General features: G+C 67.9%; 13 protein-coding genes and 1 pseudogene. 6 read left to right on the forward strand and 8 right to left on the reverse strand.

Features of this window, described 5'->3' with window-relative positions:
• Positions 1–457: 457 nt before the first annotated feature.
• Positions 458–751 (forward strand): annotated as a pseudogene (locus ACNAW0_RS25615) (GvpL/GvpF family gas vesicle protein); the annotation flags it as partial.
• Between the two features lie 109 nt (positions 752–860).
• On the opposite strand, the gene ACNAW0_RS25620 reads toward ACNAW0_RS25615, so the two are convergent.
• Positions 861–1,802 carry a hypothetical protein gene (locus tag ACNAW0_RS25620; RefSeq protein ID WP_416290591.1) on the reverse strand — a complete coding sequence of 314 codons (942 nt, stop codon included), beginning with the start codon at positions 1,800–1,802 and terminating at the stop codon, positions 861–863.
• A 928-nt stretch (positions 1,803–2,730) separates the two neighbouring features.
• Positions 2,731–3,207, reverse strand: a complete 477-nt coding sequence (locus tag ACNAW0_RS25625; RefSeq protein ID WP_416290566.1) for a hypothetical protein — start codon at positions 3,205–3,207, stop codon at positions 2,731–2,733.
• 682 nt (positions 3,208–3,889) lie between these two features.
• Between ACNAW0_RS25625 and ACNAW0_RS25630 the strand changes: the two genes are divergently transcribed.
• Positions 3,890–4,270, forward strand: coding sequence for an ATP-binding protein (locus ACNAW0_RS25630; RefSeq protein WP_416290589.1), 381 nt, complete (start codon positions 3,890–3,892; stop codon positions 4,268–4,270).
• Positions 4,267–4,641, forward strand: a complete 375-nt coding sequence (locus ACNAW0_RS25635; protein WP_416290567.1) for an STAS domain-containing protein — start codon at positions 4,267–4,269, stop codon at positions 4,639–4,641. The genes ACNAW0_RS25630 and ACNAW0_RS25635 overlap by 4 nt, the downstream gene beginning before the upstream one ends.
• Positions 4,642–5,100: 459 nt before the next feature.
• Here ACNAW0_RS25635 and ACNAW0_RS25640 read toward each other — a convergent pair whose 3' ends face one another.
• The gene (locus ACNAW0_RS25640; protein ID WP_416290568.1) at positions 5,101–5,643 is read right to left on the reverse strand and encodes a MarR family winged helix-turn-helix transcriptional regulator; all 543 of its coding nucleotides are present in this window, start codon (positions 5,641–5,643) and stop codon (positions 5,101–5,103) included.
• Positions 5,644–5,704: 61 nt separating this feature from the next.
• On the opposite strand from ACNAW0_RS25640, the gene ACNAW0_RS25645 reads away from it, so the two are divergent.
• From ACNAW0_RS25645 to ACNAW0_RS25655, 3 genes are all read left to right on the forward strand, one after another.
• Positions 5,705–6,661, forward strand: a complete 957-nt coding sequence (locus ACNAW0_RS25645) for an EamA family transporter (RefSeq protein WP_416290569.1) — start codon at positions 5,705–5,707, stop codon at positions 6,659–6,661.
• A gap of 634 nt (positions 6,662–7,295) precedes the next feature.
• Positions 7,296–8,948 (forward strand): IS1634 family transposase, encoded by a 1,653-nt coding sequence (locus ACNAW0_RS25650; RefSeq protein WP_416290570.1) that lies wholly within the window; start codon positions 7,296–7,298, stop codon positions 8,946–8,948.
• A 154-nt stretch (positions 8,949–9,102) separates the two neighbouring features.
• Positions 9,103–9,264 carry a GNAT family N-acetyltransferase gene (locus tag ACNAW0_RS25655; protein WP_416290571.1) on the forward strand — a complete coding sequence of 54 codons (162 nt, stop codon included), beginning with the start codon at positions 9,103–9,105 and terminating at the stop codon, positions 9,262–9,264.
• Between the two features lie 17 nt (positions 9,265–9,281).
• Here ACNAW0_RS25655 and ACNAW0_RS25660 read toward each other — a convergent pair whose 3' ends face one another.
• From ACNAW0_RS25660 to ACNAW0_RS25680, 5 genes are all read right to left on the reverse strand, one after another.
• On the reverse strand, positions 9,282–10,412 hold the full coding sequence (locus tag ACNAW0_RS25660; RefSeq protein WP_416290572.1) for a DUF4236 domain-containing protein: 1,131 nt from the start codon (positions 10,410–10,412) through the stop codon (positions 9,282–9,284).
• A 339-nt stretch (positions 10,413–10,751) separates the two neighbouring features.
• A complete protein-coding gene (locus tag ACNAW0_RS25665; protein ID WP_416290573.1) occupies positions 10,752–11,123 on the reverse strand; it encodes a hypothetical protein in 372 nt (123 codons plus the stop codon).
• A 365-nt stretch (positions 11,124–11,488) separates the two neighbouring features.
• Complete coding sequence (locus ACNAW0_RS25670; protein ID WP_416290592.1) at positions 11,489–11,959, reverse strand: hypothetical protein; 471 nt, start codon at positions 11,957–11,959, stop codon at positions 11,489–11,491.
• Complete coding sequence (locus ACNAW0_RS25675) at positions 11,919–12,455, reverse strand: transposase family protein (protein ID WP_416290574.1); 537 nt, start codon at positions 12,453–12,455, stop codon at positions 11,919–11,921. Before ACNAW0_RS25675 ends, ACNAW0_RS25670 begins: the two co-directional genes overlap by 41 nt.
• Before the next feature lie 290 nt (positions 12,456–12,745).
• Complete coding sequence (locus ACNAW0_RS25680; protein WP_416290575.1) at positions 12,746–13,279, reverse strand: hypothetical protein; 534 nt, start codon at positions 13,277–13,279, stop codon at positions 12,746–12,748.
• Positions 13,280–13,535 lie beyond the last annotated feature (256 nt).

The following is a 13,535-nucleotide window of genomic DNA, read 5'->3' on the forward strand; positions in this document are numbered from 1 at the left end:
GTCATCGGGCTAACGCCGCCATGATCATGGTGAGGCTGATGGCCAGCAGGACGATCACGGCGAACACGACGCGCGGCCCCCCTTGCTGTGAACGCTGATGGAGCTGCCGCAGCAGCTGTATGGGTTGGTTCCAGACGGTTACAGCAGCATGACGGCCACGCCGGCGCGCTGGTTTGCTGCGGGTCGTTGAGTACGCCACCGGGTTGCCTCCGAGGGAGCGTCTGGTGCGCTGTTCGGGTGAGCGGGACACATGTTCGTGTCGTCTGCATCGAGGCCGCGCACCTCGACCTTCCACCCATGACAAGCGGTATGCCCCCCATGTTGTCGTTACATCTGAGTGAGTGACCATGCGCATATGGTGATCGTGATGTGGCGCCGCTGGTCCTGCTTCCCGAAGCGGCTGCGGTACCTGGGCCGCGTTGATGCCGCTTGCCGCCTGACTCGCTCGCGGACTCCCATGCTCCCGTTACGGTTCGGCACGCTCGCCCCCGACGATGCGGTGCGATCGGAGATCCTGACGCCGCTTGGTGAGCGAGGTGCCGCACGATTGGATCACCTGGACGGCCTCGTTGAGCTGCAACTGAAGCTGAGCGCCGACCAGGACGCGGCGCTTCGCGAACTACTCGCCTCATCGCCCGCACTGCTCGGGCTGGCCGGAGAGACCCGACAGGACGCGGCGGACCTCAACCTGCGCATCAGCGTCGGTGAGCAGGTGACTGAAGGGCAGGCCGAGCAGCGTACGGCACTCGACGCTCAGGTGGCCGGCCGACTGAAGCCGCTCGCAGTCGACCACCGCTCGCGCCTCGGGGACGACGTCACGGTGCTCACCCACTACTCATCAGCGGCGGAGTCACGAGTGGTCAGCGGTAGCATCGCCAAGCGTATGGATCGCCAGGATTCGACGTTTGCGCGTAGGCGCCCGAGCCGTACGTGTCGTGGCAGGCGACGTCCATGTCGACGGCGGACGCTAAGAGAAGACGCGTGCATTGCCAACGGCCGTCGTTGCGGGCCTCGGCCGAACTCCCGGCGGTATGCCGATCGCAGTACTGCTGAGCCATAGTCGCCACCCCGTCGTTGCTCGACGGGCCGAGCAGGACCGGACTCGGGCTTCGGGTCTGCGTCGGCGTGGTGACTGTGGGTGTCGGGGGCGGCGTGGCGGAACGTGTGACTGACGGTCTGGCGCCAGGCGTTGCGGAATGCGTGACCGACCGTCTGGTCCTGGGCGTGGCGGAGGAACTGCCCGGTGTCGCGGAACTCGGCGCGGTCGACGGCATCTCCGGGAGAGTGATCGGCTCCTCAGACGCGTCCGGCGGGATGGTCACGGTCGACAGCGGCAGCACGCCTTCCGACCTGTCCCCGCCTTCCGGCGGCGCACCCGACCCCATCATGAACGGCAGAGCGCAGAGCAGCATCCCCAAGGCGAGCCCGCCGACCGCGATCAGCCAGCGCCGCCGGCTGACCGGCCGCGGGCGGGCATCAAGCTCCCGATTGCGCTGCACTCGGGGCTGGCCGTCCTCGAACGCCTCGGGGTCCTGGGCGTCGGGCTCCGCCCGGCGGTACTCGTTGCGGCCGGGGTAATCGTCGTGCGGGTGGTGTTCCCCGGGGGCGTAGCCCACCTCCGGTAGTACGTATGTGTCCTGCAGCGCAGCGTACGCGTACGTGTACGCGTCCTCGTGGACCGGACCGGCATCGACCGGTCCATACGGCTCCTGGGCCCGCCGTTGCTCCCGGTAGGCCCGCTGGTGCTCGTCGTACTGATAGTTCTGGTCGGGCTCGTAACGCTCCGGTTCGGGGTAGGCCACCGGGTCGGACCGCCGATACGCGTGCTCGTGCTGACCGTACGCCCCGTCGTACTGCTCGGACTCATCCTCGTCCTGCTGCTGTGCCCAGTGCCTTGCGTGCCGCCCTTCGTGCTCCTGGTTCGGCTCCTCCGGTCGGTACGACTCCTCGTACGGGTCCGAAACGTCCTCGCGCCACTGCGGTCCGGGAGCCGCCTGCCAGTCGTCGTACGTGCCCGAGTCGCTTGATGGCGGTCGCGACAGTTGAGAGATCCAGCTGTCTATGTCACTCGCCGGGTCGTGAACGTGGGCGGCCCCATCGGCGGGGCGAGCGGTCGATCTCTCGGCCACGGTCGCCGGCCTCCTCTGAATGCACAGGTGCGGACAGCTAGTTGACCCTACTCACCATCAGCCAAAAGTCCACCCGACCCATCCCGCGAACAGACAACCGACGACCTCCGCCTGCCCCGAGCAGCATGACCAAATCCGGGCTCAACAAGGTCATGGCCGCATCCGCCGCCGATGGGCCACCCGGGTGTACCCACCATCCTCTACGCGGACATCAACGACGGATCCGACGCCGTCACCACCCTGCTCAGCGGCGAGGGCTGCTGGCTGGTCTGCCAGCCTTCCGATCAGGCGTCACGGCGCACATCGGGTTCTCGTGCGCGAGGTGCCTGTAGGCGCACAGCGCATGCGGCAGGGGCATCAGGTGGGCCTAGCGGGCTGACACAGCAACTCGCCCGTGGCCGGATCCTGGCACAGGTATCGGCGGCCCTCAGGTCAGCGGGCTCGCAAAACGCACACCACATGGATCATCGCCTGCAACACGTCCGGCGACGCGCCCCTCGATCTGCTCGCGCAGCACCTCAGCTTGACCAGCGCCGCTACAACAGACGACGGCGGCCATGCCAGCTGAGGGCGTGGCCGCCGATTCAGACGATATGGGGGGCTACTTCCGGGAGGCGGAGAGCACGCTGGCGAGGACCCAACCGACGAACAGTCCGTAGATCCCACCGCCGGCGGCCCAGTCGAAGGCGCCGCGCAGGCTGGCATTCACCTGGATGAACGCGGCAAGGAGGCTGACGGACGCCGCGGCGAAGACGTAGGCTCCCCAGCTCGAGAAGAACAGCCTCGCGCTGCGCGGTGACGCTGCCTCAACCATGAGGGACACGAAGACGCCGGTCAGCACGACGAGCAGGATTGCCTTGATGTCGTTGGCGAGGATGGTCCGCACCGACTCATCCGAGCTGAACGACCAGGTCGGCCACGACAACTGCTTGAGAAAGAATCCCCACGCGTCGTTTGACGTGTGGTTCTTCGCCCAGTCGGTGTAGGCCGGGTTACCGAATGCGATCACCAGAGTCAGGGCGGCGAGTACCCCTGTGCCCGTCACGGTACGGGCCCGCCCGGCTGCAGTGGTAGCCATACGGACAGTGTGAGGTATGACCCCGGGCGAAGCAATCCACGATGGTAGATTGCCGCCAGAGACATCAACGACACCCGTAGTGGATAGCAGTCAGCCGGCCGCAAGTCACAGGTGGCCTGGCGATCTACGCTGCCTCGGTGCGAGGAACAACTGGCCATTCGCGTTAGCGCCGCGTCAACCAGTACGCCCTACCGGCCTTGGCCCGTCCGGGAAGGCTGGTAGCCCTTTCACCCACGGCACCGGTGAGCCGCCTGCCCAGCCTTGACCCTGGCGCCGCCCACACACCCGCCCGAACCCCTGCCGGAAGACGGGGCAGAAACGACGTCACCAGGTCAGCCCTGACGCTTCTGCCGTGGAGGCCTGGGCACCGACGCCAGGTGCGGCCATCGGGCGGACACGTCGAGCACTCCCATCCACCGCGGCCGGCTCGGCCAGATTACCCGAGTCCGCCTCATGTTCGAGAGTCCATGCCTTGTAACCTGCAGATACCTGCCACCGGACAACGGTGGCGGAACTGCCGGGATAGGTAGCATGCCGATCATGAGCGACGGGCAGATCGGCGAGGGCGGTCGGGAAAGCGGGCGCATCGCCCGGCCGGTCGTGCTGCTGTCGCAGCACTTCACCGCGAGACAGTGCCCCCCCCCTGAGGCACCTCCTCGCCGCGCGGGTCACGGCCGCCGGCCTGCCCGGCGACGACGGTGATGACTTCGTGCTAGCCGTTCACGAACTGGTGACCAACGCGGTACGCCACGGCGGCGGATCAGGACACCTGGACCTTCGGCAGGTGGACGACGTTCTGGTGTGTGAGGTCACCGATCACGGCGCAGGCACTGACGCGCTGCCCGTGGACCTGCCGCCAGCGCACGTGCCGGGCGGCCGGGGGCTCTGGCTTGCCCATCAGTTGACCGGCGCGCTGATGCTGACCCGCAGGCCCGACGGGATCACCGCCACAGTGAGCGTCCGCCTGACCCGTCAGACGGCCGCCGTCCTGGCACAGCAGTCAGCTGCCGTCGGGGGCGGCGGTATGGTTGACGCGTCCGCAATGGAGGGTGAGCAGGAATGAATCCAGAGCTGACCTGGCAGCACCAGATCCACACCGAAGGCGACCGCAGAACCGTTGTGCCGTACGGCGAAATCGACATGAACGGCGCCCCACGGCTACAGGACCTCCTGCACACGGCGGTCGACAACGCCGACATCGTTGAGATCGACGCGACCGCGGTGACCTTCATCGACTCAAGCGTCATCAGCGCACTAATTACCGCGCGGAACACGGCGACGACAACCGGACGGCACCTTTCGCTGGTCAACGCCAGCCCCCAGGTCCACCGGATTCTCGATGTCACCGGCGTACTCAACGCCCTGACCGCAAGTCCGGCCGCACACAGGAGGCCTCTGCAAGCGGGACGTAGCACGCCAGCTCCAGCGAGATAACGATCATGGCAACCGGTGTGGGACCAGCCATGGTGAACACCCCAACGGGCCGATTCGATCGGCGCGCGCCGCACACAGGACGCACCAGACTGATGGCTGCGGCATCGGCGCGGCGGGCGAAGAGGTTCGCCGGTTAGCGGCGATCCGCGTCGAGTGCCAGCAGGCCCTGCGCCTGTACCACGGAGACCGACAGGGTCTTGTAGCCGACATCGTCGAAGAGCACGGTCATGCGGTCCCGCCAGCGTCGAGCTCAGCCTACTTGACCCACTCCCGAACCGCGATCTCCGTCAGGTCCGAAATCCTTCGCAACCTGCCCGATCGCCCGATCTCCGCGCTAGGACAAGCCCCGTTCGTGCTCACGCCGACGCCGCGTGGGCCCGGATGATGTGCTCACCGTGAATGACGCCGGACGGCTTCTGCATCCTCATGCCAAGCGCCGTCCAACAATCCTGTCGTCGCTCAGGGAATTCGGCTCTGAGGCAGATTTGGTGGTTCTGTCTGGAGCGGAGTTTCGAAGCAGGCGAGCCAGTTGGTCAGAAGCGATTCCAGGCGAGCGGCATCGTCTGGCGTCAGGAGGTTGAGGAGGCGGCGTTCGTTGCGCATGTGATCGGTGAACGCTTGGTCGATCAGGTCGCGGCCTGCTTTGGTGAGCGCGATCACCCGGCCCCGACCGTCGCTCATGCTGGGGCGTCGGGTGACCAGTCCGTCGCGTTCGAGTCGATCGATGCGCTTGGTCATGGCACCAGTCGTGACCATGGTGAATGCGGCGAGCTCGCCGGGTGCCCGTTCGAAGGGGTCGCCCGCGCGTCGCAGAGCGGCGAGGACGTCGAACTCGCCTTCCCCGAGCCCGTATCGCCGATATACGACGCGGAGCTCCTCCGTGAGGTGGCCGGCGAGGCGGTGCAGTCGGCCGATGACGCCCTGCGGGCTCACGTCTAGGTCAGGCCGCTCGCGGGTCCACGCCTGCTGGATGCGGGCGACGTGGTCGAGGCGCTCGGTCATGACAGCGACTATAGCTTCCACGGAAGCTATAGTCGCTTCCGTGGAAGCTACTCTTCGATGGGTGTCCGTCACGGCGATCGCGCCAATTGCGTGGGGAGCGACCTACTTCGTCACCCACCGGTTCCTGCCGGCCGACTATCCGCTGTACGGCGCGGTCATCCGGGCCCTGCCGGCCGGTCTCCTGCTCCTGCTCTTGCGCCGGGCTGTTCCCCACGGTTCGTGGTGGTGGAAGTCGCTGGTACTCGGCACCCTGAACATGGGCGCCTTCTTCGCGCTGGTCTACCTAGCGGCGCAGGCTTTGCCTACGAGCATCGCCTCGACGATCATGGCGACAGCCCCGGTGGTGATGATGTTGATCGCTTGGGCTGCGCTGGCCGAACGCCCATGCGCGGCGCACCTCGTCGGCGCGGGCATTGGGATCGGCGGCGTCTGCCTGATGCTGTTGAACGGCTCGGCAGCCGTCGATTTCTCCGGCGTGCTCGCCTCCATCGCGGCCATGGTGATGTCCTCCCTTGGCTACATACTCGCCAAGAAGTGGAGCGCGGGATCCGACGTGATCTCGCTGACCTCGTGGCAGCTCATGGCCGGAGGTGTCATCCTGCTACCCGTCGCCGTCGCAACAGAGGGGGCACCGCCCACTCTGGATCTACCTGCGGCCATCGGCTTCGCATACGTGACGGTAGTAGCGACGGCCCTCGCTTTCGCCGCCTGGTTCACCGGACTGCGGCACCTGAGCGCCGGCACCGTCGGGCTCGTCGGGCTACTGAATCCAATGACGGGGGTCCTGCTCGGTGCCGCGATCGCCGGCGAAACGCTCGCACCACGACAGATCTGCGGGATCGTGCTGGTATTCCTCGGAATTCTTCTCGGACAACCCCTCACGCTGCGTCTGCTTGCGCTCACACGAGGCACCCGAGACAGACGGAACGACGACCGGTCCTCGCTATGCGCACCGTCGACGCCGTCGGGACGGCTTCCCGATGCGAATCGCACACATTCTTCACAGCCGACCGGTTAGCTGCTGCTCACCACGACAGCGACCACACCGATGGAGATCACGGGATGTTTGACTACGACGGCCGGACGGGGTACGAACCGATCAGCGACGTCGAGCGCAAGGAGTTCCACGAGCGGGCTTCCTGCTGCTGCGCGGCGTGCTGACCAAGGAGCACTGCGCGGCGCCGGAGCAGGCGGTGGACCGAGTCCACGCGGTCCTTGCCCGGCGCTGTCCGCCTCCGCGCTGAGTTGCTGCCTGCTCTTGGGACCGGGGGTGGCCATGGGCGCAGGGCCCGCGACCGAGAGCGGGGCCATGGCGGCCGCTCCGACACCAACGCAGACGGGCGTCGTCCCTATCGACTGGGCAAGGTTCGCAGGGGTTCTTCCCCACGATGCCGGGTCGCAGCGGATGAGGAAGATCCGCCTCAACTCCAACCGGTACGCCCTCACGGGCTGGTCCTGACTTCCGCAGTTCGTAGGCATGCAGGGGCTGCTTGAGCGGCATCGTCGCTGGTCGCGGGCTTGGGTAGGGTCGGCAGGGTGTGGAAGGCGTGGGCACACGCTTCCTCTGGTCCGGTTTGGATCTTCCTGGGGAGATCGTTCATGCTGTGGGCATGTACTTGCGGACCACTCAGCGGAAGAACAAGGACGGCACGGTGGTCCGCTACGTGCAGCTCGCGCACAATCGCCGGGTGGGCGGCACCACGCAGGCCGAGGTGCTGCACAACTTCGGCCGCGAGGACCGGCTCGATACCGCCGGACTGCGCCGCCTGGTCGCCTCGATCAACCGGTACCTCGGCGAGGACGGCGCCGACGTGTCCGCACCGGCGGGCGGCGGGCTGGAGGTCACCGCTTCCCTGCCGATTGGGGCGGTGTGGCTGCTCGAGGGCCTGTGGCGGCAGCTGGAGATCGACCGGGCCCTGGTCAAGATTCTGGGCGAGCGCCGCTTTCGCACCGACGTCGAGCGGGTGCTGTTCGCGCTGGTCGCCAACCGCGCGATCGCCCCGGCCTCCAAGCTGTCGGCCGCTGAGTGGGCCAGCCGCGACGCGTCGATACCCGGACTCGCGGCCATGGACGAGGACCAGGCATACCGGGCGATGGACCTGCTGGTGGAGGCCGACGCCCAGGCCGAGGTGCAGGAAGCGGTGTTCTTCGCGGTGGCGAACCTGCTGAACCTCGAGGTGGACCTGCTGTTCTTCGATACCACGAACACCTACTTCGAGCGCGATGAGCCCGACGCGGGCGAAACCCCCTTCCGCGCCTACGGCAAGAGCAAGGACCACCGCGACGACCTGCCGCAGATCACCATCGGACTGGCCGTCACCAAGGAGGGCGTGCCGGTCCGTTGCTGGGGCTGGCCCGGCGGGACCAGGGACCAGGCGATCCTGCCGCAGGTCAAGGACGACATGCGCGACTGGAAGCTCGGCCGGGTGATCACCGTGGTCGACCGCGGGTTCTCCTCGGCGGACAACCTGTCCTACCTCACACGGGCCGGCGGCCACTACATCGCCGGGATGCGCATGCGCGACGGGAACGACCTGGCCGAGGCCGCGCTCGCGCGCCAGGGCCGCTACCAGGACGTCCGCGACAACCTGCGCGTCAAGGAGGTCCGGCTCGACCAGGCCCCGGGGCGGCGCTTCGTCATCTGCCACAACCCCGCCCAGGCCGAACGCGACCGCCGCCACCGCGAAGAGGCACTCACCAGGATCGAGGCCGAACTGGAGCGCATCAAGGCCCAGCGCGACCGCGACGCCAAGCGCCTGACCAGCGCCAAGGCCCGCGAACGGGCGGAGGCCGCGCACGTGCGCGCTGAGTGCGCCCTGATCGAACATCCCACCCTGAAGCGGTGGTTGAGGACATCGAAGAACGGCCGCCTGGCCATCGACCGCGCCAAGGTCAAGGCCGAGGAGCGTCTGGACGGCAGGTACCTGCTGACCAGCTCCGACCCCCATCTGAGCGCGGAGGAGATCGCGGTCGGCTACAAGGCGCTCCTGGAAGCGGAGCGCGGATTTCGCGATCTGAAGACCGTGCTGGAGCTGCGGCCCGTCTTCCACCGCCTTGAGCACCGCATCCGCGCCCACGTGCTGCTGTGCTGGCTCGCCCTGCTGCTGATCCGCGTCGCGGAACGCTCCACCGGAAGCACCTGGAACCGCATCGGCAACGAACTCGGCCGCGTCCACGAGGTCACCCTGACCGGCGAGGCCGGACGGATCACCCAGACCACCCCGCTCACCGCCGAACAGACGAGCATCTACCGCGACTGCGGCATCAAACCCCCACCCCGGATCACCACCGCAGACCCCGTCTGACCTGCGACAACCCGACCGCGCGGGCACACGCCCACACGGCGCAGAAGCACGCGTTCCCGCAGCTCAGAGCAGGCTTTCCCGGCCAACGGATGCCCACCTACTGCGGAAGCCAGGCTGGTGGGCGACACGCTTTGCCGGCCAGACCGAGGCCGACGTGCTGGACCTCGGGGCGGCGCTGTTGGAGGCCGTGCTGGCCGAGGCGCGCCGGCTGGAGCTGGAGCACGTGACCGTCCACTCGAGCGACCGGGCGGTGCCCTTCTACGAGCGCCTGGGCTTCCAGCACGACCGACGCCTGCTCTACTGGAAACCGGAGTGAAGGCCGTCAGTGCCCGGTTACCCGGTGCCGGTCAGTTCGGCCAGGTCGACCGCGGCGACGAGTTGGGCTAGCGCGGGCTCCCCGGCGAGGTCCAGGGGCAGCAGTTCGCCGGTACGCGGTCGCGGGTTGAGCAGCAGTTCCCGGCTGGTGTCGTGGACGATCGCGGCGGCGTCGGCTGCCTGCCACTGCACCCCGCGCAGCGCGGACCGGTCGAACATCGCCGCGAGCAGGCAGGAGACCCGCGGCCGGCCGTACGCGTCCAGGCCGTCGGCGCGCAGAACGGCCACCCGGACTGCGGCGACGCCGGGGGCGACGGCCAGGGCCTCGCGTACTGTGACCAGGACCTGGCCGCAGACGAACAGCTTGTAGTAGGCGGCGCGGTCACGCTGCGGCAGCTTGCGCAGCGACAGGTTGCCGGCCTGCGTGGTAGTGGGCATCCGCTCGGGCACCAGCTGGTCGGCGCCGGGCACGAGCACCGCCAGGGAGACCTCGTCGCCGCTGACCCCGACCGCCGCGCTGGGTGCCTCGTTGTCTTCGAACGCCTCCTCCAGGGTCTCCAACACCACCTCGGGCACGTTGGCGCAGAGCTGGTGCCAGCGCTGGTCGAGGTACTGCTGCCAGGCGGTCTGCTGCTCAAGCCGGGTGGCCCACTGCCGTTGCACCTCGGCCTCGGTCCACTGCGCCGCCTGCTGCTTGGCCTGCGCCCGCCGGGCACGCTCGAAGAGCCCGATCCCGGCTAGGGCGTGGCTCTCGTAGTGCTTGCGGATGCTGTCCCAGTCGGGCGGAGCGGGTTCCGGCGCGATCGGCCGGGCGGCGGGCGGAAAGTCCACCCGGTGCAGCTCGAGGATGCGATGGAAAGCGTGGGCGAGGCGGTGCGCCTCCTCCGCCCGCTGCGCCTGCGCCGCCTGACGCTGCTGGGCGGCGAGCTGCCGCTGGTAGCTCGCTGCGGAGGCGGCCCGGCCACCGCCGGACCGGCCGCGTGGGCCGCCGAGGGAGGTGTAGAAGCCGACCGGCCCGACGCCGGTGGAGAAGCCGGTACGGCCGCCGCCGACATGGATCCGCGCGGCGCGCGGACCGAGGCTGGTGCGGATCCCCCGCGACGAGGCCCGGATGCGCACCCCTGGCGCCAGCTTGATGGAGAACCCCACCCGTCGACCATAGGCCGGCTCGACCTACTGATCGTTCATCCCGCAGCCCGACCGGCACTCCGACGGTCGGTCAGCTCATCTGGCAATCCGGACATCACTGGGCGTCGAAGCGTCGACACAGATGGTGTCCGACTGGCCTCTGGAAATTGTTGAGCCCGCAAGCACACTGGGAGGAGTGACGAACCAACCCCCGCAGGGCCCCTGGCAACCGGTGCCGCCACCGCCGCCACCGCCTCCCTCGTCGTGGCAGCCGCCGACCGCCCAGTTCGGACGGGTCCCGCCGTACCCGACGGCGCAAACCCCGGCTGCCGGAGGAAACGCGCGGGAGGGGCGGGCAGGTCAGGCGTCACCCCCGGGGGCGCGGGGCAAGGGCCCGAGGCGACCCGCCACTCGTGGGCAGAAGATCGCCGGGGGATTCCTCGGACTGGTCCTGCTGTGCTGCTGCGGCAGTGGGCTCGCCGTCGTCAACGGCTCGGGTGACGACAAGCCGGCCGCCAACGAATCCGCATCGGCGGTGCGGGCGCTGGCCGAGCCGTCCGTCTCCCAGTCGGAAAGCCACACGCCGCCGACTGAGTCGCCACGCGCGGTGCCCACGACCGGGTCGCCGAGCCCCACGGCCAGGACCAGCAGGCCCAGCCCGGCACCGAAGCCGACGCGGAGCAGCCCCAAACCGACGCCGAAGCGCACCACCAGCGCCCCACGCACGACCAAGCCGACGACGTCGTCAACTCAGAAGGGCGTCCGTCCCGGCGCTTTCTGCAAGCCAGCCGGTGCTTACGGGCTCACCAGCACCGGAAAACTGATGCGGTGCAAGACATCGGCCACGGACAGCCGGCCCCGCTGGCGTGCAGCCTGAGCTGGGCAGAGTCCGGTTTCGCTCACGGAGGCCGTACCCCCGACCGGGACGGCCTCCGTCGTCATTCAGACCAAGCCACCGATCGCCAGGCCGCAAACAACCAGGCCGGCACCACCGTCTGCGACGGCGCGTAGCGCGCTGGCAGGCGTGCCACTCCGGTCGAAGCGCTGGCGCAGATGCTATCCGATTGGCTACTGGCATTTGTTGCGTCGGCAACGGGTCACAGCTGCGAAAGCGCGACGGCTGCCGCCGACACGAAGGCGATCACTATGTCCGGAGTTTGCGCCAACATGACCGCCCGCCACACACGGCTCTCAGGATTCCACCTGCCCTCCAACAGGTAATCAGCGATCAACCACTTCAGCAAATGCACGGTGCCCATAAAGAAGATGAAGAAGCTCAGCAGACCGCTAACAAAAAATGCGGCCAGAAACGGCGCGCCTTCCCAGCCTCCTGGAAGCAGCGATACCGGGAGAATCGCAACAAAAAGCGCAGGAGCCACGATGGCCAGCATGACACCCCACACCGCCATCCTGGCCAGGTAGAAAAGCACCAAATCGTTGATGTCCTCGACAGGCGAGGTGATCTGGCCCATCACCTCATCCCGCCGCTTCTGCGCGCTACCCCCAACACCTAGGAAACGGCCAGCACTACCCGCCAGCCATGGCGCAGGCCACTTCAGGAGATCCATCGATGCCACTTTCATCATGGGCGAACCTCGGCGAACATCGGCTAGTACAGCCGCCCCCAGGGAGACAAATGTGAATTTGCCACGAACTTACATATTTACAGGCAGTGTAGGCGGCTGCGGTTGGGCAGGCTGCCCGGCGGTCCCATCGGTCCCACCGTGCCTGGTGCCAGCGGTGCCGCTTGCAGAAGAACCGGCGGACCCGCAAGTGCAGCACCATCTCCCGGCCCGACAGCGCGGCGTCGAGCAGCCGCCGATCGTACCGGCTGTGGACGCGCCGCGACGGCCTCGCGCACACCGGGCACACTGCGGTCACGCTGCACGTCTGCGCGTAGACCCGGGCCGTGGAGCCCTTGTCCAGCACGTCGGTGACCATTAATCCGGCCAGATGCGGGAGCAGCACCGCAGAAGATCCACAATCGACACGCACCGGATCTACCATCGACCCGCAGCGATCACCACGGCCGTGCCGGAGCCGACTCCAGCTGACCGTTGACATCAACGGGCGTCGTCCACACAGAGCCTCGCCCAGCACCCACCAAACCACGACCCGGCCGTCGTCATCCCGATCAACGCGCCGATACGGCGCCGCTGAATCCTCAGCGGCGTCATCAACGAGTACCAGCGGGCGGCATAATCGGATCAACGAAACCCGAGTTCACAGACGCTGCACAAGTTTGGCACGATACAGGGCCTCATCCACGTGAACCGCCTTCAGCACCCGTATACCGCGGACGGCGACCGCGAGATGCGGCACGCTGGCCGGGTAAAGGGGGCGGCCTCGGCCTGTCACTCGAGCAGTGGTACCCATGCGGCGGCGACGGTTCCGTCGCGTCGCGCCTCGGTGAGCCGTTGAGCCGGAAGCGGCTCGGGGTGCCCTGCCTGCTGCAGGGGACCAACTCCGTAGACGGCGGCGACGGCGCCCAGCGCCCTTGCGGCGGTCGTCCAAGTGGACGGTATCTCGGCGACGCCGTAGGCGAATACGTGACCGGTCGGGTCTTGCAACGCGAGACCCATGGCGTGTAGACCCACACCCCAGGTGGTCACCCTCGCCGGATGTGTCGCCGATGTCCAGCGCGGCAGGCCCAACAAGATCGCCGCCTCCACGTGCGCCTCGCACCGCGCGCCAGTGAGGGTTTCCGTCAACGCGGCGCTGGCTGGCTCGAACCAGGCGACGGCGACCACCACCGGTCCGTCGGTGTGAGGAGGCTCCCCTGGCTGCGGGATGGGAAAAGGAGCAGCCCATGGCTTCTCCTGGCTCGTCACCCACGCGTGCAGCCGTTCACCGCCGCGGCGTTTCGCATCATCGGCGACGGCAAGCACCCATGCATCGTTGACCTTGTCTCGCGCGCCTGAGCGATCCGGGTGGTTTACCGGTGGAGTCGGCTCCGTAGCCCCTGCGCTTTCCACAGCCGGTAATCCATCCGATACCTCTCGCGATGTTGCTGATGTCCACGGGCGGCGTGCGTTCACCGGTTGAGTGGACTTGGGTACTGCCGCAGGTACGGGCCGCCGGCGGTTGAACGCGTCGACTCCATTCGGCAGGAGCGTGATCGGCACGAGCTGGCCTGTCCTGTAC

This window comes from Micromonospora sp. SL1-18, assembly GCF_047921505.1.
Lineage (GTDB): Bacteria > Actinomycetota > Actinomycetes > Mycobacteriales > Micromonosporaceae > Micromonospora.

Bases quoted from the DNA above. Each gene is read 5' to 3' on its own strand.
- ACNAW0_RS25625 (WP_416290566.1), bottom strand. From the start codon at position 3,207: ATGGCTACCACTGCAGCCGGGCGGGCCCGTACCGTGACGGGCACAGGG.
- ACNAW0_RS25675 (WP_416290574.1), bottom strand. From the start codon at position 12,455: ATGTCAACGGTCAGCTGGAGTCGGCTCCGGCACGGCCGTGGTGATCGC.
- ACNAW0_RS25640 (WP_416290568.1), bottom strand. From the start codon at position 5,643: ATGACCGAGCGCCTCGACCACGTCGCCCGCATCCAGCAGGCGTGGACC.
- ACNAW0_RS25635 (WP_416290567.1), top strand. From the start codon at position 4,267: ATGAATCCAGAGCTGACCTGGCAGCACCAGATCCACACCGAAGGCGAC.
- ACNAW0_RS25670 (WP_416290592.1), bottom strand. From the start codon at position 11,959: ATGGATCTCCTGAAGTGGCCTGCGCCATGGCTGGCGGGTAGTGCTGGC.